Source organism: Acinetobacter corruptisaponis (assembly GCF_030053775.1).
GTDB lineage: Bacteria > Pseudomonadota > Gammaproteobacteria > Pseudomonadales > Moraxellaceae > Acinetobacter > Acinetobacter corruptisaponis.
This window is the reverse complement of the sequence record NZ_CP125669.1, coordinates 402,349-426,360: the sequence shown is the minus strand read 5'-3', so window position 1 is coordinate 426,360 and position 24,012 is coordinate 402,349. Positions and strand designations below refer to the sequence as shown.

Here is a 24,012-nt window from a genome sequence, read left to right as displayed (position 1 = left end):
ATCTGGATTTTATAATGTTCTAAATTGGTGCAATGTAGGATTTTATTTAAAATATTGGTTGTATTTTGGTGCATTGATTAAACTGTGCAGTCCCCACCTGTTTTTATCACTCGAAAAGTCATACAATACGCCGATTCAAGTGGAGCGCAGATTCATGAAGACCCCCAAAGTCGGTTTTGTATCTTTAGGTTGTCCTAAGGCATTGGTAGATTCTGAACGAATTTTAACCCAGTTAAAAACTGAAGGTTATCAAGTGGCATCAGATTATGACGGTGCGGACCTGGTTGTTGTTAATACCTGTGGTTTTATTGAGTCTGCGGTACAAGAGTCGCTGGATGCGATTGGTGAGGCCATGAGTGAAAATGGCCGTGTGATTGTCACAGGCTGTTTGGGCAAAGATGAAGATAAAATCCGCCAAATGCACCCAAATGTACTGAAAGTGACAGGTGCGGCGGCCTATCAGGACGTGATGGAGGCAGTGCATGAATATGTGCCTGCACCACCAAAGCACAACCCGTTTATTGACCTGGTTCCAGAGCAGGGTGTGCGTTTAACACCGAAGCACTATGCCTATCTTAAAATATCAGAAGGCTGCAATCACCGCTGTACATTCTGCATCATCCCAAGCATGCGTGGAGACCTTGTTTCGCGCCCAGTTGGAAAGGTGCTGGATGAAGCGGCAGCATTAAAACGTGCGGGTGTAAAAGAAGTTCTGGTGATTTCCCAGGATACCTCGGCTTATGGTGTCGACACCAAGTACAAGCTGGATTTCTGGAACGGCCAGCCTGTTAAAACCAAGTTCTATGATATGTGTGAAGCATTGGGTCAGCTCGGAATTTGGGTGCGCTTACACTATGTCTATCCCTATCCGCATGTCGATGCAGCCATTGACCTGATGGCGCAAGGTAAAATTCTGCCTTATTTGGATATCCCTTTTCAACATGCCAGTCCGCGCATCTTAAAATTGATGAAGCGACCAGCCCATAGTGAAAACACCTTGGAACGCCTTAAATTGTGGCGTGAAAAATGCCCTGAATTGGTGATTCGTTCAACATTCGTGGTTGGCTTCCCAGGTGAAACTGAAGAGGACTTCCAAATATTGTTGGAGTGGTTGAAAGAAGCACAGCTTGACCGTGTTGGTTGCTTTACCTATTCACCTGTAGAGGGTGCGACAGCCAATGATCTTCCAGACCATGTGCCTGAAGAAATCAAGCAAGAACGCTATGAGCGTTTCATGGAAGTTCAGCAGGAAATTTCAGCGGCAAAACTGCAAAAGCGTATTGGCCAAACCATGACTGTCTTGGTGGATAGCCTGGAAGAAGAATTCCCAGTTGCGGTTGCCCGTTCTTATGCGGACGCACCAGAAATTGATGGCAATGTGTTCGTTGAAGATATTGATAAAAGCGTGATTAAGGCAGGTGACCTACTTGAAGTCGAAATTACTGATGCAGATGAATACGATTTATTTGCAAGGTTAATTCAGGTTAAATCTGCTTAACACAAGATATAAAGAAAATTTTGAGATTGATCGGTTTGGAGTAAAGGTATGTCAGCTTCTAAGAATCCACGTTATGCACGCATTTTGCTCAAGCTTTCTGGTGAGGCTTTAGCTGGAAATAAAGATATGGGTATTGATGCCCAGGTACTGGACCAAATGTCACTTTCTATTGCCCATCTGGTTGGCTTGGGTGTGCAGGTGGGTATCGTTGTCGGTGGTGGTAACTTATACCGTGGTAGCCAGTTGCAGAAAGATGGTCTGGTTGGTCGTGTAACAGGCGATCAAATGGGCATGTTGGCGACGGTGATGAATGGTTTAGCGATGCGTGATGCCTTGGTACGCCGTAATATCAAAACCCGTTTAATGTCAGCATTGTCAATTGGTACGGTGGTCGAATCCTATTCTAGCCGTGACGCGATTCGCCATTTAAGCCAGGGTGAGGTATGTGTGTTTGTTGCGGGTACAGGTAATCCATTCTTTACGACGGATACAGCAGCTTGTTTACGTGGTATCGAAATTGAAGCAAACTTGATTCTGAAAGCAACCAAGGTTGATGGTGTTTATAACAAAGACCCGAGTAAATATGAAGATGCGGTTAAATATGACAATTTAACTTTCGATCAGGTCTTGGATGAAAAGCTAGGTGTGATGGATTTAACTGCAATTTGCCTATGCCGTGACCATAATGTGCCGTTGCAGGTGTTTGATATGAACAAGTCTGGTGCATTGCTTTCTGTTGTGATGGGTGAAAAAGAAGGGACTCACGTTACGAATTAATATACGTGAGCCAGAAAGCTCTTTATACTACGTTAAATATTTTGTAATACCTCAGGAATAAGTAAGGAAGATCATATGATTAACGATCTCAAAAAAGACGGCGAACAGCGCATGCAGAAAACCCTTGAGTCTTTGGAACAGGGTTTTGCAAAAGTTCGTACTGGACGTGCTCACCCATCTATCTTAAATGGCGTGATGGTTCCTTACTATGGTTCGGATGTTCCACTGAATCAGGTGGCGAACGTGGGTGTTGAAGATTCACGTACCTTAATTGTTCAGCCATTTGAACGTAATATGGTGTCTGCGATTGACAAGGCAATCCGCGAAAGTGACTTGGGCTTAAACCCGATTACCACCGACTCTATTCGTGTGCCGTTGGCTGCTTTAACAGAAGAAACCCGCCGTGACATGCAGAAAGTTGCCCGTTCAGAAGCGGAGAATGCCAAGGTTGCCATCCGTAACATCCGTCGTGATGTGCTGGGTGACATCAAGGCCCTACTGAAAGAAAAAGAAATTTCTGAAGATGACGAACGCCGTGCAGGTGAGGATATCCAGAAAATCACTGACAAGTTTGTTGCGGAAGTGGACAAACGTCTTGCAGCCAAAGAAGCAGAATTGATGAAGGTCTGATTATATGACCTCACAAGAAGAACAACTTCTTCCCCAGCATGTTGCCATCATTATGGATGGCAACAACCGTTTTGCCAAAAAAAATCAGATGCAAAAAGGCGATGGGCACCGTGAAGGAAAAAATATCCTTGACCCCATTGTTGAGCACTGTAAACACGTCGGTGTAAAAGCCTTAACTGTGTTTGCATTCTCAAGTGAAAACTGGAAGCGTCCGCAGTACGAAGTCGATTTACTCATGAAATTGTTGGAAGAAACCATTCACGAGCAATTGCCACGTATGGAGAAATTCAACATTTCACTTCGCTTCATTGGAGACCGTTCCAAACTCTCCAGTGAATTACGTGATTTAATGCAGTATGCAGAACAGAAAACAGCAACTTTTGATTCCATGACGTTAACGATTGCGATCAGTTATGGTGGCATGTGGGATATGGCCCATGCCGCAAAAACGATTGCTCAGGATGCGCTTGCTGGAAAACTCCAAATAGATCAGATAAATGTTGATTTATTTGATAAATATGTCAGTCTAAATGATCTACCTGCTGTTGATTTGTTGATCCGTACAGGGGGAGATTATCGTTTGTCTAATTTCCTGCTTTGGCAGGCGGCCTATGCTGAATTGTATTTTACCGATACATTGTGGCCAGAATTTACCATTCAAGAGTTGGATCATGCATTTCGTATTTTCTCAGGGCGTGAGCGACGTTTTGGCAAGACATCCGAACAGATTCAACAAGCGAAAATAGAGAATTAATAATGTTAGAGCGGATAATTACCGCATTGGTATTAGTTGCAGTTGTTCTAAGTTGCATGTTCGCAACGCAATCACATTATCCAATGTTTATGCTTATGATTTTAGCGGCAGGGGTTGCAGGCTACGAGTGGTTTAAATTGATGCCACAGGCGTCAGCGACTGTCTCAAAACCTAAGGCCTGGATATATGGTGGTTGTGTTGCACTGGTATCAACACTGGCATTGTTTTTTAATGATGTTGCCTTACTGCTTTGGGCTGCATCCATTCTTACCTGGCTGGTGAGCATTTACTGGGTTAAAAACTTCCCTGACTCAGATAACTGGTACAACATTTCACTTCACTTGATTGGATTTATTTTAATTTCAGCCGCTGTTACCGCAATTTATGCTGTATGGCATAGTTCACCGTGGTGGCTGATGTATTTATTCCTATTGGTTTGGGGCGCTGACAGCGGTGCCTACTTTGTTGGCCGTAAGTTTGGTAAAAAGAAACTTGCCCCGAAAGTCAGTCCAAATAAATCTGTTGAGGGTTTATACGGTGGTATCGCCACAACAGTGATTATTATGCTGGTTGTACAATATTCCTATTTAAATTTAACTGCATTGCAGCTTATTTTATTCCTGATTCTTTCAGTTATTACCGTGTTTGCATCAGTGCTGGGTGACCTGTTTGAATCCATGATCAAGCGTCGTGCAGGGATTAAGGATTCTGGCCGTGTGTTGCCAGGTCATGGTGGCGTGCTGGATCGTATTGATTCACTGCTTGCGGCAGCACCTATTTTTGCTACGGGCATGTATATTCTAAAACTCATTGGTGTAGATCTTTAAATGACTCAAGCTGTTTGCATATTGGGTGTGACGGGTTCAATTGGAAAAAGTACTTTAAAAGTATTGGAACAGCATCCAGACGATTACACTGTATTTGCAGTTTCTGCATATAGTCGTTTGGATGAGCTTTTGGAAATTTGTAAAAAATATCATCCAAAAATTGTTGTGGTGCCGAATGAAAAAGCATTTGAGTTACAACAACGTCTAAATGAAGAAAATTTAAAACATATTGAAATTCTGACTGATGAAGCAGGCTTAATCACCATCGCTGAGCATGCCGATGTTGATATCGTCATGGCTGCGATTGTTGGTGCAGCAGGTTTGTTACCAACACTTGCGGCAGTAAAAGCAGGTAAGCGTGTTTTATTAGCCAACAAAGAATCATTAGTGATGTCGGGTGACATCATGATGCAGGCAGCGCGTGAACATAATGCACTGTTACTGCCTGTTGATTCTGAGCATAATGCAATTTTCCAGTCCTTGCCGCATGATTACCTCAATGCAGAAAGAACGGGACAGCCCCAGTTGGGTGTTTCCCGTATTTTACTGACTGCATCGGGTGGGCCTTTTCTCAATCATTCATTAGAACAATTGCATGATGTAACGCCACAACAGGCATGTAAACATCCTAACTGGTCTATGGGACAAAAAATCTCGGTCGATTCTGCAACTTTAATGAATAAAGGGCTGGAGTTGATTGAAGCGTGTCATTTGTTTTCAATATCAGAACATTTTGTTACAGTCGTGGTTCATCCACAAAGTATTATTCATTCCATGGTGCAATATGTGGATGGATCAACTTTGGCACAAATGGGTAACCCTGATATGTGCACACCAATTGCACATGCATTGGCCTGGCCAAAACGCTTGGCAACAGATGTTCCTGCGTTAAACTTGTTTGAGACTGCTCAATTGAATTTTCAGCAACCTGATATTGTTAAGTTTCCAGCTTTGGAGCTGGCTCGTCAGGCGATGCGGGCAGGTGGTTTGGCGCCTACAGTATTAAATGCAGCAAATGAAATTGCGGTAGCTGCATTTTTGCAGCAAAAAATTCGCTTTACTGAGATTGCTCAAATTGTCGAGAACACCTTGCAAGCTGTACAAAATGCCAAAGCAGAAGACATAGACATCATTTTACAGACTGATATGATCGCTAGACAGGTTGCAGAGAAGTATATTGTGGATATGGGAGGCTAAATCGTATGAATGCACTATTTATGATTGTTGCAGCGATTTTATTACTTGGTCCACTGATTGCAATTCATGAGTTTGGCCATTATTGGGTGGCGCGTAAACTTGGTGTCAAGGTTCTGGTGTATTCGATTGGCTTTGGCCCAACCTTGCTGAAATGGCAGTCTAAAAAATCTGGAATCCAGTATCAGCTTTCGGCATTGCCTTTAGGGGGCTATGTCAAAATGCTGGATGAGCGTGAGGGCAATGTCGCTGAAAAGGACTTGCCTTATGCCTTTAATCGTCAGTCTCCGTGGAAACGAATTGCGATTGTTGCGGCGGGTCCATTGATCAATCTGATTTTTGCAGTGTTGTTGTTCTGGGTTCTATTCCTGCCTGCTCAGGAACAGTTGAATACCCGTATTGGCAAGATTATGCCCAATACTCCCGCAGCGCAGGTTGATTTGCAAGTGGGTGACAAAATTCTGGCAGTTGATGGTCAAACAACGCCAACATGGGAAAAACTGAATTATACCTTGGTCAATCGTGTGGGAGAGACAGGGCAAGTTTCCATTAATGTTGAGCGTGCAGGTACTGAAAAGCAGTTTAGTTTACCAATCAAGGATTTCCTTAAGGATCAAAACCAATCACCTTTGGATGTATTGGGCTTCTTGCCTTATCGTCCAGTCATTCCTGCAACCGTGAAAGAGTTGAGTGCAGATGGTGCCGCTTCACGTCAGGGAATGAAAGTCGGTGATCGTATTGTGGCAATTGACAATGTTGCCATGAAAGACTGGTTTGATGTGGTTGATGTGGTTCAGAATTCACCTGAAAAACTTTTAAACATTGATGTGATGCGTCAGGGACAACTGGTGCATTTGCAGGTAATGCCACAAGGTCAGCGTGACAATATGGGCAATATCACAGGCGTGCTGGGGGTGAAAAGTGACGCGGGCAAGATCACCATTCCTGCTGAATACAAGCAAACCATTCAGTATTCACCAATCGAAGCATTGGGTGTTGCAGTAGATAAAACCACACAGCTTTCGGGCATGATCTTTAACTCAATCACCAAGATGGTGCGTGGCTTAATTGGACTGGATAATTTGTCAGGACCAATCACCATTGCCAAAGTGGCTGGACAAAGCGCTGAAATGGGGTGGCAAACCTTTATCTCATTTATGGCCTTGATGAGTGTCAGCCTGGGCATCCTCAACTTGCTTCCAATCCCAATGCTGGATGGTGGTCATTTGGTGTATTACTTTATTGAAGCCATTCGTGGCAAACCTGTTTCTGAACAAATACAGATATTTGGTCTAAAAGTTGGTATGGTACTGCTCGGTAGCATGATGCTTTTGGCTTTATTTAACGACTTCATGCGTTTATAAAAACGCAAATGGAATTTAACTTACTGGAAAATATATGGGCATGCGTCACACACATTTATTAATGCCTTTGGCACTGGTTAGTGCGATGGCAGTGGTACAACAAGCATACGCAGCAGATGAGTTTCTTGCACGAGATATACGAATTGATGGCCTAGTGCGTTTAACACCTGCAAGTATTTATTCGATGTTACCAATAAATAGTGGCGATAGAGTAAGTGATCCAATGATCGCTGAGGCAATCCGTACCCTATATGCGTCAGGCTTGTTTGATGATATCAAGGCTTATAAAGAAAAAGACGTTCTGGTTTTTAAGGTTGTTGAACGTCCAGTCATTTCCAAGCTTGAATTCAAGGGCAATAAACTCATTCCGAAAGAAGCCTTGGAGCAAGGCTTAAAGAAGATGGGTATTGCTGAGGGTGAGGTCTTTAAAAAGTCAGCCCTGCAAACCATCGAAACGGAGCTGGAACAGCAATATACCCAGCAAGGTCGTTATGATGCCGATGTGACTGTGGAAACGGTTGCTCGTCCAAACAACCGCGTTGAGTTGAAGCTAAACTTTAATGAAGGTACGGCTGCAAAAGTTTTTGACATTAATATTATTGGTAATACTGTTTTTAGTGACAGTGATATCAAACAGGTATTTGCCGTTAAGGAAAGTGGCTGGGCCTCTGTTGTAACCCGTAATGACCGCTATGCGCGTGAGAAAATGGCGGCAAGTCTTGAGGCTTTACGTGCCCTCTACCTAAACAAGGGTTATATCAACTTTAATATTATTAACTCTCAACTTAATATCAGTGAGGATAAAAAGCATATCTTCATTGAGGTTTCGGTTGACGAAGGTGGCCAGTTTAAGTTTGGTGAAACCAAGTTTCTGGGCGATGCACTATATAAGCCAGAAGAATTGCAGATGCTTAAGCTGTATAAAGATGGTGAAACCTATTCACAGGAAAAAGTAAACGCGGTTAAGCAACTGTTGCTCCGTAAGTATGGTAATGCAGGCTATTACTACGCTGAGGTAAATATCGTACCTGAGATCAATAACCAGACAGGTATTGTCAACCTCAATTACTATATCAACCCAGGTCAGCAAGTCACTGTACGTCGTATCAACTTTACAGGCAACAGTAAAACGGCCGATGAAGTGTTGCGTCGTGAAATGCGTCAAATGGAAGGCGCATTGGCAAGTAATGAAAAAATTGACTTGTCCAAAGTGCGTTTGGAACGTACAGGCTTCTTTAAAACGGTTGATGTCAAACCTGTTCGCGTGCCAAACTCACCTGACCAAGTTGACTTGAATGTCAATGTTGAGGAGCAACATTCTGGTACAACCACACTTGCGGTTGGTTATTCTCAAAATGGCGGTGTCACATTCCAGGCTGGGCTCAGTCAAACCAACTTTATGGGAACTGGTAATCGTGTTGCGATTGACCTGTCCCGTTCAGAAACACAGGATTACTATAACCTCAGTGTGACTGATCCATACTTCACCATCGACGGTGTGAGCCGCGGCTACAACGTTTATTATCGTAAAACCAAGTTAAACAAGGACTATAACGTCAATAACTATGTCACTGACAGTGTTGGTGGAAGTTTGAGTTTCGGTTACCCGATTGATGAAAACCAAAGTTTAAGTGCGTCTATTGGTATTGACCAGACCAAGGTAAGAACGGGTCCAAGCGTTTCAACCTATATTCGTGATTATCTTTTAGCAAATGGCGGTAAGGCGACAGGTAGTGCGACGTATTGCCCTGAAGACCAATGGGCGAAAGATGCTGATGGAAAATATACAGGTGAGTGTAATCCAGGCGGGGAAATTACCTACGATAATGCCTTTGAAGGTGAGTTCCTGACCTATACCTTAAACTTGGGCTGGTCATACAATACTTTGAACAGACCAATTTTCCCAACCTCAGGTATGTCACATCGTGTAGGTCTTGAAGTTGGTATTCCAGGCAGTGATGTTGATTACCAAAAACTTACTTATGATGCTCAGGCATTCATGCCATTATGGGGCGGATTTGTACTGCGCGGTTATGGCAAGCTGGGCTATGGTAATGACTTGCCATTCTATAAGAACTTCTATGCTGGTGGTTATGGATCGGTTCGTGGTTATGATAACAGCTCACTGGGACCTAAATATCCAAGTGTAATTTTCCAGGAAACTGGCCAAAGCGATCCAGATCCTGAAGAAGTGGGTGGTAACGCACTGGTTCAGTTTGGTACAGAGTTGGCGTTGCCATTACCATTTAAAGGTGACTGGGCACGTCAGGTTCGGCCAGTATTGTTTGCCGAGGGTGCGCAGGTATTTGACACCAAGTGTGATGTGCCAAGTGGTAACATTTTGGTGAACAGTAGCAATGTTGATATCAAGCAGTACTGTAAGGACAACTACAATTTTAATTTTGACAACATGCGCTACAGTGTGGGTGTTGGCTTTACATGGATTACCATGATTGGTCCATTATCGTTGAGTTATGCATTCCCACTGAATGACAAGAAAGGCGATGATACCAAATCAATCCAATTTGAAATCGGTCGTACATTCTAAGTACGACCTCAGTTTGAACTCTGCAAAACAGATAAGGGATGTAATAATGAAAACATTAACAATGCTTATGTTAGGTTTAGGATTAACGGTTTCAGCAGTCGCAAACGCGGGTGGTATAGGTGTTGTGGACCTGGCTAAGGTCGTTGAGAGCAGTACCTATTTAAAACAGCAAAATGACAGCTTGGGTCAATCAGTTAAACCGACTTCAGCTAAACTGGAACAGTTAGGTAAAGAGATTGAAAGTTTGCAGCAAAAAGCCCAGTCCGCTAATCAGGCTGATTTACAGAAATTAAGTGGCCAGTATCAGGCCAAGGTCAATGAGTTTAATACGACTCAACAAGGTCTACAGACCAAAGTACAGACGACTTTGCAAACGATGAATACAAATTTTGAGAATCGTGTGAAGCAGGCCGCTGAACAATTAAGAAAAGAAAATAACCTGGATTTTATTTTAAATAAAAATTCTACGATTGCCTCTGACGCTCAGTATGATTTAACTGATAAAATGATTCAAAAGGTTAATGCAATGAAATAATCAATGAATAGACGTAGTTATCGTTTAGAAGAAATTGCTCACCTTGTCAAAGGTGAGTGTTTCGGTGAAAAAGATTTTCAGGTTTTTAATTTAGCAAGTTTAGAACAGGCACAAAATCAGCATATCTGTTTTGTGAATGGGGATAAATACCTATCGCAAGCAGAAGCAAGCCAGGCAGGTGCCTACATTGTCACCGCAGCGCTCAAGCAACAGCTTTCCTCAAAAAATAACTTTATTGTCGTTGATAATCCTTATCTCGCGTTTGCGACTTTGACCCATATATTTGAAAAGAAAATTACCCAAAGGGGAATTTCAAGTACTGCTAAAATCCATCCCTCAGCCATCATTGCTGATGATGCCTATATTGGTCATTATGTGGTGATTGGTGAAAACTGTGTGGTGGGCAGCAATACCATTATTCAGGCCCATGCCTTTATTGATGATCAGGTTGAAATTGGCAAGGACTGTTTTATTGATGCACATGTCACCATTACAGGGGCTGCCAAGCTTAAGGATCGTATCCGTATCCATGCCAATACAGCGATAGGTGCAGAAGGGTTTGGCTTTGCGCCTTATCAGGGAAAATGGCATCGCATTGCACAACTGGGTTCGGTTCAGATTGGTAATGATGTCCGTGTTGGTTCAAATTGCAGCATTGACCGTGGTGCCTTGGATGACACTATTCTGGAAGATGGTGTCATTATTGATAACCTTGTGCAAATCGCACATAACGTTCAAATTGGTCAACATACAGCCATCGCTGCAAACACGGCAATTGCTGGAAGTGTCCGAATTGGCAAAAACTGTATTATCGGTGGTGGTAGTGCCGTTGCAGGGCATTTAAATATTGCGGATAATGTGACACTTACTGGAATGTCAATGGTCACAAAAAGTATTTCTGAGGCGGGAACCTTTTCTTCGGGAATTGGACTGTTTGAAAATAGTCACTGGAAAAGAACTGTGGTACGCCTTAGACAATTAGCAGATGTGCCATTGACCCAGATCACCAAAAGGCTTGATCATATGCAAGCTCAATTAGAGTCCCTTGAATCAACCCTTAAGTTACGTAAATAATTTATTATGACCGAGTCAACATTTCCAGCATTCACAATGCCTGAATTACCGATGGATATTCTTACCATTCGTGAATATTTACCGCATCGTTATCCTTTCCTGTTAGTCGATCGAGTTACGGGAGTCACTGAGAACAGTATTGTCGGTTATAAAAACGTATCTATCAATGAAGAGTTCTTGCAGGGACATTTCCCAACCTACCCAATTATGCCAGGTGTACTCATCATTGAAGCACTTGCCCAGGTTTCAGGTATATTGGGTTTTGTTTTGACCAATCAGAAGCCGAGTGAGGGTTCCTTGTTTCTTTTTGCTGGTGCGGAAAAAATAAGATTTAAGAAACAGGTTGTTGCAGGTGACCAGCTTATCTTAAAATCTGAACTTGTGATGCAAAAACGTGGTATTTACAAGTACAATTGTACTGCCAGTGTTGACGGTATTGTTGCTGCAACAGCCGAGATCATGATTTCCCACCAAAAAATTGAGCAGACATGACTAGTCAAAATTTAATACATCCTACAGCAATCATTGACCCGTCTGCAAAAATTGCCTCTGACGTACAGATTGGCCCATATTGTGTGGTTGGGCCAAATGTCAGTATTGATACTGGTACAAAGTTACATTCGCATGTGGTCATTGGTGGTTTTACACGAATTGGTAAAAACAACGATATTTTCCAGTTTTCCAGCATTGGGGAAATTTGTCAGGACTTAAAATACAAGGGTGAGGAAACCTGGTTGGAAATTGGCGATCACAATTCCATTCGTGAACATTGTACCTTGCATCGGGGTACGGTACAGGATCAGAGCCTGACCAAGATTGGTAGTCACAACCTGTTGATGGTGAATACCCACATCGCCCATGACTGTATGATTGGGGACCATAATATTTTTGCCAATAATGTCGGTATTGCAGGGCATGTGAATGTCGGTAACCATGTCATTGTTGGTGGGAATGCAGGCGTTCATCAATTCTGCCGTATTGATTCATATAGTATGATTGGTGGGGCTGCACTCATTCTTAAAGATGTGCCAGCTTATGTACTGGCTTCTGGTAATCCAGCACATGCACATGGTCTGAACATTGAAGGGATGCGACGTAAGGGCTGGTCACGGGATACGATTCAGGGTTTAAGAACAGCCTATAAACTGATTTATAAATCAGGTTTGACCACTGAACAGGCAATTGAACAGATTCGTAATGAAATTTTAGATAATGTGCCAGAAGCCCAACTGTTGATTGATTCCTTAGAAAAATCAACACGTGGGATTGTACGTTAGGCTTAATTTCAATATAAAAAAAGACACTTTGGTGTCTTTTTTTATTGACTTAATTTTCTTCCTCAACAAACTGATGTCGGTATTGTTTGGGAGACAATTCAAAGGTGCGTTTAAATGCCTGACTAAACGCGGTTTCTGAAGAATATCCTACTTTATTGGCAATTTGCTGAATGGAATAATTACTTTTACGCAAGTATTGACTTGCCAGACGCATACGATGTTGCTGTAAATAGGCAAGTGGTGATTCACCAATAACTTCATGAAACAAGCTGGCAAACTTTGAGCGCGACATGCAGCATTGTTCAGCAAGTGTTTCAACCGTCCATCCATCTTCTGGATGGTTGTGAATTGCAGCCAAGCTATTGCTCAGTTCGGGGTGGTTTAAGGCACTCAGCCAGCCATGTTGAGTTGAGATTTGCTGGATATGATCCCGAATACACTTGATGAGTAAGATATTCACCAGATGGTCAATGATAATGTCCCGTCCAGCCTGAATGTTCTGCGTTTCCAGTGCAAGAAAGTGCAGGCCGATCTGTAGCCATTCAGGTGCAGTGGTATCTCCGTGCTGGATATGAATCAGCGATGGCAATGCCTGAATAAATGGACGTGCCATGATGGTATCAATTTGGCAGCGTACCGCTAAAATCAGGTTTTTTTCTGCCGATTCAGTGCCAAATTCAACAGCATCATCCTTATGTCCATTAAAGAATTTTGAAATATCTACCGCATTTACCAGCTTGGTCACGGTATTATCTGCACCTGTATGGGCTTTTCCAGAGGGAATCACCACAATTTCACCTGCCTGGGCCGTTAAGCTGTTGTGTGTGTCAATCTGGATATAAACGGAACCCACCAGAACAATATAAACAATCAGGGCCGTTTGATCCTGACAGATAAAACTCCATTCTCCCTGAGTTTTCAAATAGATATATTCAGTGTGATTTAAATGTATATCAGCAAATATTTTACTTAAAGCATCCATATGATTTTAAAACTATGTATTCATTTTAAATTATAGAGAGCTACTGCAAGAACACAATATGTGTTTATAGGACAAAAACAGGGGTGATGATGCCAAAGACTTTGACATAGGTTTTTTGGACGCTTGCAACTGTCATGAAAGCCATAATTCCTCAAAATATGCATATATATACAAAGACATGGATATGATGATGAATGCGCCAGTAAATGTGAAGCAAGAACTTACGCCAGTAAGCATTCCAAAATCAAAAACTGAATTGGATCGTAAACGTTATTTATGGGCAATTAGCCCAGCCTTACCTGCAATTGGCATTGGTATTTTAGCAGGTTATCAATTTGCTCCTCGTCCATTCAAAAAGATTTTTGCTTTGGGTGGTCCAATCGTTCTACATATTGTGATCCCAACCATTGATACTCTTATTGGTAAAGATGCAAACAATCCAACAGATGAAGACATTAAACTGCTAGAGAAAGATCCATATTATTCTCGCCTAGTTAAAAGCTTTATCCCGTTGCAATATGCGGCGAATGTGTATGCATGCTACCTATCAAGCCGTAAAGAAACATCTTTCATTGATAAAGTTTTGCTTGGCATTTCAATGGGAGCAGTGAATGGTATTGCGATTAATACCGCCCATGAACTCAGCCATAAGCATGACCGTATCGACCATATTCTGTCTCATTTGGCACTTGTGCCTACTGGATATAACCATTTCCGTGTAGAGCATCCATATGGTCACCATAAACGTGCTGCGACACCAGAAGATCCAGCATCTTCTCAGATGGGTGAAACATTCTATGAGTTCTGGCCACGTACAGTCATTGGTTCTTTCAAATCTGCTGTTGAGATTGAAACCAATCGTTTAAAACGTAAAGGTAAGGAATTCTGGTCTACTGAAAATGAATTGTTGCAAGGCTGGGGAATGAGTGCCGCATTTCATGGCTCAATGATTGGTCTGTTCGGTAAAGGTGTCATTCCTTATTTAGCCACTCAGGCATTCTATGGTATTAGTCTGTTCGAGATTATTAACTATATTGAACACTATGGTTTGAAACGCCAGAAAGATAAGAATGGTAAATATGAGCGTACTATGCCAGAGCATAGCTGGAACAATAACAATATCGTGACCAACTTGTTCCTGTATCAGTTACAGCGCCACTCTGACCATCATGCTTATCCAACACGTCCATTCCAGGCATTGCGTCACTTTGACGAGGCACCCGAACTGCCAAGTGGTTATGCAAGTATGCTGTTGCCTGCGTTAATTCCACCACTATGGTCAAAAATGATGGATAAGCGTGTATTTGATCATTACAAGGGTGACCTGAATAAGGCCAATATCTATCCAAAACGCCGAGCAAAAATCTTTAAGAAATTTGGTGTGGTGGATCAGTCTTTAGAGCAAACTTCGGTTAACGCTGTAACAACTGAATAATCCAAAAGCTTTCCCAAAGCAGGGCACTGATGAGTAATCGTCAGTGCCTTTTTAGTTTCTTGTATAAAAAGCTTAACCAAATACAGATTTTAAATATTATTGCTGTATATCTATGTATAACTTAAAAATAATCTTGTAATTGATTTATGAGGCAATAATGACAAAACATTATGACTATATTGCGATTGGTGGTGGAAGTGGTGGGATTGCATCTGTAAATCGCGCTGCGATGTATGGAAAGAAATGCGCCTTGATTGAAAAGGCTGAGATTGGCGGAACCTGTGTCAACGTGGGCTGTGTGCCTAAAAAGGTGATGTGGTATGCAGCACAAGTTGCTGAAATCATTCAAAAATATGGTCCTGATTATGGGTTCAATAGCAAGCTGGAATCTTTCGATTGGCAGACCTTAATTAAAAATAGGCAGGCTTATATTGAGCGTATTCACCAATCCTATCTAAATAGCCTAAGTAAGAATCAAGTTGATCTTATATATGGCACAGCAACTTTTATCGATAAAAATACCATTGAAGTCAATGGGAAAAAATTAACAGCTGATCATATCTTAATTGCCACGGGGACTCAGCCATCATTACCTGAAATTGAGGGAGTTGAGCATGGAATTGATTCTAATGGTTTCTTTGAACTACCTGTTTTACCTAAAACAGTTGCAGTGATTGGGTCTGGTTATATTGCCGTTGAGTTGGCTGGCGTATTGAATGCTTTAGGTTCTCAGGTTGGGCTGTTTATCCGTAAGGACTTGCCTGTACGTCGTTTTGAGCAGTTCATCAGTGAAACGTTGGTTGAGGTGATGCAAACGGATGGTATCAAGGTACATACACAAGCCACGCCTAAAAAGGTGACAAAGAATGCTGATGGGTCGGTGGTGCTGCATTTAGAAAATGGTGAAAATCATACTGTTGATTGCTTAATCTGGGCAACAGGTCGAGAGCCGAATACCGCAAGTTTGAATTTGGAGAAAGCCAATATTCAGCTTGATGAACGAGGTTATATTCAAGTGGATAAATTCCAGAATACATCACAGGCAGGAATCTATGCAGTAGGTGATATTACGGGCAAAATGGAATTAACACCTGTGGCTGTGGCGGCAGGCCGAAAACTGTCTGAGCGATTGTTTAATCATAAACTTGATGAATATTTGGATTATGACAATATCCCAACAGTAGTATTCAGTCATCCGCCAATAGGAACGGTAGGTATTACAGAAGAACAAGCAGTTTATAAATATGGAAAGCAATCTGTAAAAGTATATCACTCATCTTTTACATCTATGTTTAGTGCGGTGACGCAACATAAGCAACCGACTAAAATGAAACTGGTTTGTGTGGGTGATGATGAAAAAATTGTAGGCATTCATGGGATTGGTTTTGGGATGGATGAGATTTTACAAGGTTTTGCAGTTGCTTTAAAAATGGGTGCAACCAAAAAAGATTTTGATAATACCGTTGCCATTCATCCAACTTCTGCGGAAGAGTTTGTGACGATGAGATAATGATAGCTGCCTAATCTCAGTTTAATTTACGATTGGATCGTAAATTAAACTGGATTTAAATAAAGTTAAAAGGTAACGCGAGTAAGTTTTCGGCAAGCCATAGCTTTTGTGGATATTGATTAATGATTGTGCCATGGGCAATGGTGAGTTCATTGTGAGGTAAATGATTACGCAAAATATCAAATGCCTGTGCCATACGTTTATTGGGATTGGCAGTCATCTTGATTTCTATGGGATATAAGGTTTGGTCATATTCAATCAGTAAATCAATTTCCTTTTGATTGGTATCTCGATAAAAGTAAATTGGTGGTTCTTTACCTTGATTATAGAAAGATTTAATAATTTCACTCACCACAAAGCTTTCAAAGAATTGCCCATTTTTTGCCCCTTGTTGAATGGTTTCAGGGGTTAACCATTTGGTTAGCCATGCCATCAACCCAGTATCTAACATATAGATTTTTGGAGTCTTAATGGCACGTTTAAGATGATTATTGCTATAGGGCTGTAGTAAATAAACAATCCCTGAGGTTTGTAAAATCGTCACCCAACGTTTTACCGTATCGACTGAAATCCCGACATCTTGAGCCACACTGCTATAGTTAAGCAACTCACCACTTCGTGCAGCAATTGCAACCATGAACCGCGTGAAATCAGTAATATTACTGATATGGGTCAGTTGACGTACATCTCGTTCAATGTAGGTGGAAACGTAAGAAGCATAATAAATGTCCCAATCTGTTTCCTGTTCATACAGCCGTGGCAAGTAACCTTGATGAATGGTTTTCCATACATCAACTTCCTGTAAATGAGATTCACGTTGTTGGATGTAGTCTAGACTTGGGACAAAAGCTTGATCAAATGTAATCTTTTGGATTTCTCGTAATGATAAACCTGATAATTTTAAAATTGCAATCCGTCCTGCCAAGGACTCACTGACATTGTGCATCAACTCAAAGGCTTGCGAACCTGAAAGTAGAAACATGCCATTTTGTTTTTGTTTATCGATTGCGAGTTTTAATAGAGAGAATAATTCAGGGGCATATTGCACTTCATCCAAAATCACATTATTTGGATAATTGAGTAAAAATAGATTAGGTTCTTGCTTGGCTTGGTCGAGTAATAAGGGATCATCGAAACTGACATAACGATACTCACGTGCTGTATGCTGCAAAAGAGTAGATTTCCCCACTTGCCTTGGACCAGTAATCAATACAGCAGGGAATTGCCGCATGAGTTTGGTAAGCGTATTTTGTAAATGACGGGGGATATACATTGGAAATCTAGTTTAATTTACGATTAAACCTAATATTAAACTAGATTTTAACGTGTGTCTTCGCTTTTTGTGAATATGAATAATTAGAAAAGACTCGAAAGCCTTTTCTAACTGAATACCTTTATAGATTTAGACTACTTCAATTCGCTTGAAGATTTGCCTAATTCACGGCGGGCAATAATGAGTTGCTGAATTTGCTGTGTACCCTCGAAAATATCCAGAATTTTTGAATCACGCGACCATTTTTCCAGTAGTTCATCCTCACCATAGCCAACACTTGCCGCAAGCTCGACGCATTTCAGTGTAATTTCATTACCAACACGTCCAGCCTTGGCTTTGGCAATTGAAGCTTCTTTGGAGTTTGGCTTTTTATTATCAGCCATCCATGTTGCTTTGAGAACCAATAAACGGGCAGCTTCCCATTCAGCTTCCATACGGTAAATCTGTGCGGCTAAATTGGAGGTTTGTAAATATGGTGTTTTGTATTCAGCATCTAACTGGTCTTTAAAGATTTCCTTAATACGCTCCAATGAAGCTTTGGCACAACCAACCGCCATAGCCGCAACCAATGGGCGGGTATTGTCAAAAGTTTCCATTACACCAGCAAAGCCTTTGGCAACATCAATTTCAGGATTACCCAATAGATTGGCAGCAGGGACACGGCAATCCGTAAAGCTAATCACCGCTGTATCTGAGGCTTTAATCCCGAGCTTATGTTCCAGACGTTCAACTTTCATACCTGCTGTACCTTTAGGTACAACGAAAGATTTAATTGCAGCACGTCCTAGTTTTTTATCTAAAGTTGCCCAAACCACCACTGAATCAGCACGTTCACCAGAAGTGACAAAGATTTTCTCACCATTCAGGATATAGTCATCACCATCTTTGGTGGCAGTAGTACGGATTGCAGCTGAGTCTGAACCACATCCTGGTTCAGTAATGGCCATAGCAGCCCAGGTGCCCTTAAAGCGTTCCAATTGTTCATCATTGGCAACCGCAGCGATGGCTGAGTTACCTAACCCCTGACGTGGCATACTAAGCAATAGGCCTGTATCACCGTAGCACATTTCAATAATGCCGAGTGCAGCCGACATATTACCACCGTTTACGATGGCATCTGGATTGGCTGTACCACGTTTACTGGCATTGGCAGCGCCCACACCTTCACCACTTTCATTCATACCATCCAATAGGGCAGCCAGCATGTCCAATTCTTTTGGATAGGCATGTTCAGCTTTATCATATTTACGGGAAATCGGGCGTAATACATTGATTGCAGTTTCATGAGCCTGATCAACCAGCATTTTAAATTTTTTCGGATTTTGTAAGTTCATTATTATTCTCCAAAATTAAGCATGTAGGCCAGAATGTAAAATTGCGGTTGCACGTAGGTCACGATACCAGCGTTCAACAGGGTGTTCTTTGGTAAAGCCATGCCCACCTAGAATCTGAACGCCGTCTGTACCCATCTTCATGGATTTTTCAGCGCAGAGTAAACGTGCCAGATAGGCTTCACGATGGAACGGTTTGCCTGCTTCTGCCAGACTTGCGGCATTGAGTACCAGCATACGCATGGCATCAATCTCAATTGCCATGTCTGAAATCATGAATGCCACGCTTTGACGATGTGAGATTGGCTCACCAAAGGCGGTACGCTCATTGGCATATTTGATACAGTAGGCTTTAATCGCTTCACAAGTTCCAATTGCCATTGCACACCACATCAGATTGCCAAGATCAACAAAAGCCGTATAGTCAAAATCTGCATCGCCTAGGCGTAAGGCAGGGGTATGGTTGAATTGTAACGTTGCTGTTTCTGCCGCTTTTAAACCCATTGCAGGATTGGTTTTGATGGAAATGCTTTCATCACACTGCACCACGAAAATATCAGGCTGTCCATTTAATTCGGCACTGACGAGGAATACATCAGCTGTATCACCCAAAATCACCAAAGTCTTTTCACCTGTAATGGTGATTTGTCCATTTTGTTCAGTGGCTTTGGTTTTTAACTGGAATGGGTTAAATGCAGGGGTCGCTTCCTGAAAAGCAAATGTCGCGGTAACATCAGTATCTTCTGCAAATACAGGCAAATACATGGATTGTACTTGGGTAGAGCCCCAACGGGTAATCGCATTAATCACGCTAAATGTGCTGAGTAAGCCAGCCGTTAAACTGAAATCGCCTTTTGCCAAACTTTCAGCGATCAGGATATTACTGACAATATTTTGTTCTGCTGCAACACCGCCCAATGCTTCAGGAAGTGCGTAGTAGTTTAAGCCTAGATCAACCAAATGCTGCCAAAGTTCTTCTGGGAACTGTGCATTATGGTCAGCATCATGGGCCAAGGTATATAAAACTTCCTGAGCAAACTGTGACATTGCATCAACAGTCATTTGCTGTTCTTCAGTTAAGCTTAGATCAAATAGATTTTTGTTGGCTTGACTTGGGAGACGTTGCTTATCAAGCGGTTGCGGCTTAAACGCTTTCTGTGTTTTGGTCAGAACTTTAAAGCCTGTTTTTGAACCTTGATACAGTGATTTCTCTACAAACTTTCTTAATTTGAGTTGGTCAAGTACTTCGCTTCCTGCAATTTTTGTGATTAAAGATAGCCCGAAACCTTGAGCCGTATTCATCATATTCGACATGACTTTATCCTAGGGGATGATTGTAAAATTATGCTGACATGCTCTGGTTAAAAAAACTATGTCTTGTTTGACATGCTCATTTGAGAATGATAAAGGGTAATATAGAGGGATTAAACGAATTATCTTTTTGTTTTTTATTTGTTTTTAAAAATATTAAAAAAATAGTCGTTAAAAAAATTGACCAAACTGACAAAGTCAATTGGCTGAATATAAATATTATTCAAAAAATAGTAATTCGTTGGATGGCGTGACAATATCTAAATACTGGTCTATACGTGTATCTTTAAACTCATATTTACTCCATATCAGTCCTGCATAAAAATCTATGAATTGCAGTTCTTTGGTTGCTCGGCTGTCAAAAGGCTTTATATTTAAGCTTTCATTTTCAATATCATTCAACTGAGCACATTCAGCGAGCATTTGTTTTAGATATATTTCCAGATTCCAACCAACATTCACTTTCTCACAACGGGAATCAGGCATAAAATCAATGTGTTTATACCTGCATAAATGATCTAACAGCATGGTTTTAACCATGTAGTTGTATAGCGCGTTTGGATCATTTCTGAGTTTACTTTTCACTCTTTTCTTGTTAACAGTGATTGAAATTAACTTAATATCAGGATGATCAATATGTAACTTGAGGAGTTGCTTGATGAACTGTTCCTTTTCTTTTGAGCTTAAATCGTAGGATTTTAACTCGTTGCTAAAAGGACGTTTTCTGGCTTTATAAAAACCTGTCACAATACGATTGAGATGTTTTGTCTTTTCCTTAGGGCAGAGTACACAGGCAATTGTCAATATTCGACTAGAACCAACCACCTTTGCCATAAGGTGCAGTGAATGTCCATCCTAAATCACCACTTCATCTAAATAGATTGCAACCATCCAAACCCCAAAAAGACAAAAAGCCCAATAAATGGGCTTTAAGATAAGTGTGTAACCTAGTATTGGCGAACTTACAGAACGCTTACGATCATAACGGCATTTATCGCAATGGCTCTAGGCTGATTATTTATAACATCTCCGTTATTACAGTTCTATTATTATTCATATATGAATAATTTGCAATACAAAGGTGTAGCTTACGCAAACTCACGAATCATTTTACGCACATTGGTCTTTGCTTCAATCACTGTCATAAATGTATAGGCACCAATAAACTTACGACTAATGAACATAAATTCCTTGGGTGGAACAGAGAAATAGCGAGAGGCCATAGACTGTGCAGCCTGCTGCATGACACGGCTATGCAGTTGGCTTTTCTTCCAGTCATAACGATCCTGCTCATCCATAACGCCTGCTGGCATATCTGGATTATTGGCTGGACAGCTAAAAGCTTCTGTTGCGATCAGGAAGACATCCGCCATACCTGGTTTGATACTTTCAGGCATTGCATCAAAAAACTCGTACCCTGTCATCGCTTTAACCATTTCATCTTTGTTATGGTTATAACCAGCATGGATCAGGTTACGTGCGACGGTCAATAAATTGTCATCAAACTGGCGAATTGCACCAAAGTCGAGGAGAACGATTTTGTCCTTTACATCATCGCCATTACCCAAACGAACGAGGTAATTACCGAAGTTTGGGTCGGTTTGCATTTCACCCCATTCAAACAGCTCTCGTACTGCAATTTCCAAAGAAGCTTCACCAAGCTGGTTACGACGTTCCTGTGGAAGAGAAAGCATCACAGGGCTGTTTACAGGCACACCACGTTCAAATGTCATGCAGAGCACTTTTTCAGCGCAGAATTCATCGACAATTTCAGGAACGATATAGCGAGGGTCATCTTTCAGGCGTTCAGCAAAGCGGCGAGTTGTTGCTGCCTCAATCCCGTAATCCACTTCACGATGCATCATTTCACGGACTTCATCAAACCACTGATCAAATTCACGCGTTTGTGGCACCATACGGGTGAGTTTTAGCATGTTTTTGAAAAGATTCATGTCTGAGTCAATTGCTTCAGCGACACCTGGGTATTGAATCTTTAAGACAAGTTCCAAACCATCTGATTTACGTGTGGCGCGGTGTACCTGAGCCAGTGAGGCCGTTCCGATAGGTTCATGGTCAATGGTCAGTTCATCTAGTTTTGAACCCAACTGTTCCTGCAAATGTGCCTTAATTGCTGGCCAAGCGAGGGCAACAGTCTGGTTATTTAGCGTGTTTAGCGCCTGTGTGATTTCTTCTGGAAGAAAATGTTCGCCGTATAAAGCCATCATTTGCCCAATCTTTACGATTGAACCTTTTAATTTCCCAATCTCAGAAACTAAATAGTGTGCCTGTTCAGCCATGGCTTTTTTACGTTTCTTCTCTTTTTCTTCTTCACTGGAGAAAATGGAAGTCGCACTTGCAGTTGCCCAACGTGTTCCAGCAAGTAAAGAGGCTTTTGCAATAGATAAGCGGCGATCCACCGATGAGGTTTTTAGGTTCTTAAGCTTATCGTTCTGATCTGACATGAAAGAAAAATCCTATGCTGAAATCGGAGGGGAGGAAAGCCGAGAGTTAAATTGTAGTGGATATTACAACTTTTGAACGTATTAAAATAGTTCAATCGCTTGAATTATCAGTCTAAATTTGTGAAATAGATCAATATTATCAAAATAGCCTAAGTAAGATTTTTATATTTAAATCGGTTTTGATATACATTTGTCCTAAATCTTAAACTGAATTTTTAATGATGACTTTCGCATTAAAGCTACTCTGTTTGTGTGAATATGCTTGATGAGCATACGTTTCACATGGTTATGATGAAAGCCTAATGCATGGGCTTTGACAATAATAATACTGGGGAGGGTGAAGAAAAAATACTTGGTATCGTCTAAAGTCGCATCCTTAAAAATACCTTCTTCAATAAGTATATCTCTCAGAAATTGCTTTTCAGCCTGTATTGTAGAAGATTCATCATCCCAATAATTCTGGCGCATTGCCATTAAATTATTATGTTTGTAACTCATAAATGATTTGAGCCTTGTGCATTTCACCTTGAATGAATATATGAGGCTCATTGCCCAATTATCAAGATATGGATTTATATCAAAATAGCCTAAGTAAAATTTAATTATCTATTCAAATTTGCTACACTTACACCCATTTTAAACACAGATTTAATTGACCTGAAAAATATGACACCAGCTTGCAAGTTATTAGAAAAGAATAAAATCCCATTTTCAATTCATGAGTATGAACATGATAGCAATGCTAAAAGCTTTGGTCTTGAAGCGGCAGAAAAATTGAATCTTCAGGTAGAGGAAGTGTTTAAAACCTTACTGGTAACTGACGAAAAAAACTTTTTCGTTGCCATTTTACCTGTCAATCATCAACTTAATTTAAAGAAAGTTGCCACAGCAGTTGGATGCAAGAAACTACAGATGGCCAATCCAAAAGATGCGGAGCGTTTGACAGGTTATCTGGTGGGAGGAATCAGCCCATTGGGACAGAAGAAACGTTTAAAAACGGTGATTGATGAAACGGCGAAAGTGTTGACCAAAATTTATGTGAGTGGCGGAAAAAGGGGATTGGATATAGGTCTGGACCCGCAAGATTTGGCAAAACTGCTTGGCGCAACTTTTTCAGATATTTTGGATCAGTAGATATATGGAATGGTAGAATTTTAGGGCTGTTTATGCTTGGGTATTACTGAAAATGTTGATATAAGATGATCAATAAAATCCATCATAGAAGAGTTT

22 protein-coding genes are annotated in these 24,012 nt (G+C 41.3%); 15 read left to right on the top strand and 7 right to left on the bottom strand.

The features are described from left to right. Nucleotides 1-154 precede the first annotated feature (154 nt). The 12 genes from rimO (at nucleotide 155) to lpxA (ending at nucleotide 12,478) form a co-directional block, all read left to right on the top strand. Nucleotides 155-1,498, top strand: coding sequence for a 30S ribosomal protein S12 methylthiotransferase RimO (rimO, locus tag QLH32_RS02010; RefSeq protein WP_267979458.1), 1,344 nt, complete (start codon nucleotides 155-157; stop codon nucleotides 1,496-1,498). Between the two features lie 48 nt (nucleotides 1,499-1,546). Then, the gene (gene pyrH / locus QLH32_RS02005; RefSeq protein ID WP_004677620.1) at nucleotides 1,547-2,275 is read left to right on the top strand and encodes a UMP kinase; all 729 of its coding nucleotides are present in this window, start codon (nucleotides 1,547-1,549) and stop codon (nucleotides 2,273-2,275) included. Between the two features lie 75 nt (nucleotides 2,276-2,350). Then, nucleotides 2,351-2,905: a ribosome recycling factor gene (gene frr / locus QLH32_RS02000; RefSeq protein WP_283267839.1), complete on the top strand. Its 555-nt coding sequence runs from the start codon at nucleotides 2,351-2,353 to the stop codon at nucleotides 2,903-2,905. A gap of 4 nt (nucleotides 2,906-2,909) precedes the next feature. Beyond that, nucleotides 2,910-3,659, top strand: coding sequence for a polyprenyl diphosphate synthase (gene uppS, locus QLH32_RS01995; RefSeq protein WP_283267837.1), 750 nt, complete (start codon nucleotides 2,910-2,912; stop codon nucleotides 3,657-3,659). A gap of 2 nt (nucleotides 3,660-3,661) precedes the next feature. Further along, nucleotides 3,662-4,486 carry a phosphatidate cytidylyltransferase gene (locus QLH32_RS01990; RefSeq protein ID WP_283267835.1) on the top strand — a complete coding sequence of 275 codons (825 nt, stop codon included), beginning with the start codon at nucleotides 3,662-3,664 and terminating at the stop codon, nucleotides 4,484-4,486. Continuing rightward, nucleotides 4,487-5,683: a 1-deoxy-D-xylulose-5-phosphate reductoisomerase gene (ispC, locus tag QLH32_RS01985; protein WP_283267833.1), complete on the top strand. Its 1,197-nt coding sequence runs from the start codon at nucleotides 4,487-4,489 to the stop codon at nucleotides 5,681-5,683. It abuts the gene before it with no gap. Nucleotides 5,684-5,688: 5 nt separating this feature from the next. Beyond that, nucleotides 5,689-7,044 carry an RIP metalloprotease RseP gene (rseP, locus tag QLH32_RS01980; RefSeq protein ID WP_283267831.1) on the top strand — a complete coding sequence of 452 codons (1,356 nt, stop codon included), beginning with the start codon at nucleotides 5,689-5,691 and terminating at the stop codon, nucleotides 7,042-7,044. A gap of 34 nt (nucleotides 7,045-7,078) precedes the next feature. Next, a complete protein-coding gene (gene bamA, locus QLH32_RS01975) occupies nucleotides 7,079-9,592 on the top strand; it encodes an outer membrane protein assembly factor BamA (protein WP_279959007.1) in 2,514 nt (837 codons plus the stop codon). A 46-nt stretch (nucleotides 9,593-9,638) separates the two neighbouring features. After that, entirely contained in the window at nucleotides 9,639-10,127 is a 489-nt protein-coding gene (locus QLH32_RS01970; protein ID WP_267979452.1) for an OmpH/Skp family outer membrane protein, read from the top strand. 3 nt (nucleotides 10,128-10,130) lie between these two features. Beyond that, on the top strand, nucleotides 10,131-11,201 hold the full coding sequence (gene lpxD, locus QLH32_RS01965) for a UDP-3-O-(3-hydroxymyristoyl)glucosamine N-acyltransferase (RefSeq protein WP_279959008.1): 1,071 nt from the start codon (nucleotides 10,131-10,133) through the stop codon (nucleotides 11,199-11,201). A 6-nt stretch (nucleotides 11,202-11,207) separates the two neighbouring features. Then, nucleotides 11,208-11,693: a 3-hydroxyacyl-ACP dehydratase FabZ gene (fabZ, locus tag QLH32_RS01960; RefSeq protein WP_010589348.1), complete on the top strand. Its 486-nt coding sequence runs from the start codon at nucleotides 11,208-11,210 to the stop codon at nucleotides 11,691-11,693. After that, a complete protein-coding gene (gene lpxA, locus QLH32_RS01955) occupies nucleotides 11,690-12,478 on the top strand; it encodes an acyl-ACP--UDP-N-acetylglucosamine O-acyltransferase (protein ID WP_283267830.1) in 789 nt (262 codons plus the stop codon). The genes fabZ and lpxA overlap by 4 nt, the downstream gene beginning before the upstream one ends. A 49-nt stretch (nucleotides 12,479-12,527) precedes the next feature. Here the strand turns inward: lpxA and QLH32_RS01950 are convergent, their stop codons facing one another. Further along, nucleotides 12,528-13,460 carry an AraC family transcriptional regulator gene (locus QLH32_RS01950; protein WP_283267829.1) on the bottom strand — a complete coding sequence of 311 codons (933 nt, stop codon included), beginning with the start codon at nucleotides 13,458-13,460 and terminating at the stop codon, nucleotides 12,528-12,530. Between the two features lie 190 nt (nucleotides 13,461-13,650). Between QLH32_RS01950 and QLH32_RS01945 the strand changes: the two genes are divergently transcribed. Both QLH32_RS01945 and gorA read left to right on the top strand, forming a co-directional pair. Further along, nucleotides 13,651-14,895, top strand: a complete 1,245-nt coding sequence (locus tag QLH32_RS01945; protein WP_283267828.1) for an alkane 1-monooxygenase — start codon at nucleotides 13,651-13,653, stop codon at nucleotides 14,893-14,895. A gap of 157 nt (nucleotides 14,896-15,052) precedes the next feature. Further along, entirely contained in the window at nucleotides 15,053-16,405 is a 1,353-nt protein-coding gene (gene gorA, locus QLH32_RS01940; RefSeq protein ID WP_283267827.1) for a glutathione-disulfide reductase, read from the top strand. A 55-nt stretch (nucleotides 16,406-16,460) separates the two neighbouring features. On the opposite strand, the gene QLH32_RS01935 is transcribed toward gorA, so the two are convergent. The 6 genes from QLH32_RS01935 to QLH32_RS01910 all read right to left on the bottom strand — a co-directional run bounded on the left by QLH32_RS01935 (nucleotide 16,461) and on the right by QLH32_RS01910 (nucleotide 23,280). Then, complete coding sequence (locus QLH32_RS01935) at nucleotides 16,461-17,678, bottom strand: ATP-binding protein (RefSeq protein WP_283267825.1); 1,218 nt, start codon at nucleotides 17,676-17,678, stop codon at nucleotides 16,461-16,463. 134 nt (nucleotides 17,679-17,812) lie between these two features. Then, nucleotides 17,813-19,012 carry an acyl-CoA dehydrogenase family protein gene (locus QLH32_RS01930; protein ID WP_283267824.1) on the bottom strand — a complete coding sequence of 400 codons (1,200 nt, stop codon included), beginning with the start codon at nucleotides 19,010-19,012 and terminating at the stop codon, nucleotides 17,813-17,815. 15 nt (nucleotides 19,013-19,027) lie between these two features. Then, the gene (locus tag QLH32_RS01925; protein ID WP_283269270.1) at nucleotides 19,028-20,314 is read right to left on the bottom strand and encodes an acyl-CoA dehydrogenase family protein; all 1,287 of its coding nucleotides are present in this window, start codon (nucleotides 20,312-20,314) and stop codon (nucleotides 19,028-19,030) included. Nucleotides 20,315-20,539: 225 nt separating this feature from the next. After that, nucleotides 20,540-21,154: a hypothetical protein gene (locus QLH32_RS01920; RefSeq protein WP_283267823.1), complete on the bottom strand. Its 615-nt coding sequence runs from the start codon at nucleotides 21,152-21,154 to the stop codon at nucleotides 20,540-20,542. Between the two features lie 254 nt (nucleotides 21,155-21,408). Next, nucleotides 21,409-22,782 (bottom strand): ABC1 kinase family protein, encoded by a 1,374-nt coding sequence (locus QLH32_RS01915; RefSeq protein ID WP_283267822.1) that lies wholly within the window; start codon nucleotides 22,780-22,782, stop codon nucleotides 21,409-21,411. 195 nt (nucleotides 22,783-22,977) lie between these two features. Then, the gene (locus QLH32_RS01910) at nucleotides 22,978-23,280 is read right to left on the bottom strand and encodes a hypothetical protein (protein ID WP_279959016.1); all 303 of its coding nucleotides are present in this window, start codon (nucleotides 23,278-23,280) and stop codon (nucleotides 22,978-22,980) included. A 168-nt stretch (nucleotides 23,281-23,448) separates the two neighbouring features. Here QLH32_RS01910 and ybaK point away from each other — a divergent pair, with 168 nt between their 5' ends. Continuing rightward, nucleotides 23,449-23,916: a Cys-tRNA(Pro) deacylase gene (ybaK, locus tag QLH32_RS01905; RefSeq protein ID WP_267979443.1), complete on the top strand. Its 468-nt coding sequence runs from the start codon at nucleotides 23,449-23,451 to the stop codon at nucleotides 23,914-23,916. The last annotated feature ends 96 nt before the right edge of the window (nucleotides 23,917-24,012 follow it).

Bases quoted from the DNA above. Each gene is read 5' to 3' on its own strand.
- QLH32_RS01910 (WP_279959016.1), bottom strand. From the start codon at position 23,280: ATGAGTTACAAACATAATAATTTAATGGCAATGCGCCAGAATTATTGG.
- lpxA (WP_283267830.1), top strand. From the start codon at position 11,690: ATGACTAGTCAAAATTTAATACATCCTACAGCAATCATTGACCCGTCT.
- QLH32_RS01950 (WP_283267829.1), bottom strand. From the start codon at position 13,460: ATGGATGCTTTAAGTAAAATATTTGCTGATATACATTTAAATCACACT.
- QLH32_RS01920 (WP_283267823.1), bottom strand. From the start codon at position 21,154: ATGGCAAAGGTGGTTGGTTCTAGTCGAATATTGACAATTGCCTGTGTA.
- bamA (WP_279959007.1), top strand. From the start codon at position 7,079: ATGGGCATGCGTCACACACATTTATTAATGCCTTTGGCACTGGTTAGT.
- fabZ (WP_010589348.1), top strand. From the start codon at position 11,208: ATGACCGAGTCAACATTTCCAGCATTCACAATGCCTGAATTACCGATG.
- QLH32_RS01925 (WP_283269270.1), bottom strand. From the start codon at position 20,314: ATGATGAATACGGCTCAAGGTTTCGGGCTATCTTTAATCACAAAAATT.
- ispC (WP_283267833.1), top strand. From the start codon at position 4,487: ATGACTCAAGCTGTTTGCATATTGGGTGTGACGGGTTCAATTGGAAAA.
- QLH32_RS01970 (WP_267979452.1), top strand. From the start codon at position 9,639: ATGAAAACATTAACAATGCTTATGTTAGGTTTAGGATTAACGGTTTCA.
- lpxD (WP_279959008.1), top strand. From the start codon at position 10,131: ATGAATAGACGTAGTTATCGTTTAGAAGAAATTGCTCACCTTGTCAAA.
- QLH32_RS01915 (WP_283267822.1), bottom strand. From the start codon at position 22,782: ATGTCAGATCAGAACGATAAGCTTAAGAACCTAAAAACCTCATCGGTG.
- gorA (WP_283267827.1), top strand. From the start codon at position 15,053: ATGACAAAACATTATGACTATATTGCGATTGGTGGTGGAAGTGGTGGG.
- frr (WP_283267839.1), top strand. From the start codon at position 2,351: ATGATTAACGATCTCAAAAAAGACGGCGAACAGCGCATGCAGAAAACC.
- rseP (WP_283267831.1), top strand. From the start codon at position 5,689: ATGAATGCACTATTTATGATTGTTGCAGCGATTTTATTACTTGGTCCA.
- QLH32_RS01990 (WP_283267835.1), top strand. From the start codon at position 3,662: ATGTTAGAGCGGATAATTACCGCATTGGTATTAGTTGCAGTTGTTCTA.
- uppS (WP_283267837.1), top strand. From the start codon at position 2,910: ATGACCTCACAAGAAGAACAACTTCTTCCCCAGCATGTTGCCATCATT.
- rimO (WP_267979458.1), top strand. From the start codon at position 155: ATGAAGACCCCCAAAGTCGGTTTTGTATCTTTAGGTTGTCCTAAGGCA.
- QLH32_RS01945 (WP_283267828.1), top strand. From the start codon at position 13,651: ATGAATGCGCCAGTAAATGTGAAGCAAGAACTTACGCCAGTAAGCATT.
- ybaK (WP_267979443.1), top strand. From the start codon at position 23,449: ATGACACCAGCTTGCAAGTTATTAGAAAAGAATAAAATCCCATTTTCA.
- QLH32_RS01930 (WP_283267824.1), bottom strand. From the start codon at position 19,012: ATGAACTTACAAAATCCGAAAAAATTTAAAATGCTGGTTGATCAGGCT.
- pyrH (WP_004677620.1), top strand. From the start codon at position 1,547: ATGTCAGCTTCTAAGAATCCACGTTATGCACGCATTTTGCTCAAGCTT.
- QLH32_RS01935 (WP_283267825.1), bottom strand. From the start codon at position 17,678: ATGTATATCCCCCGTCATTTACAAAATACGCTTACCAAACTCATGCGG.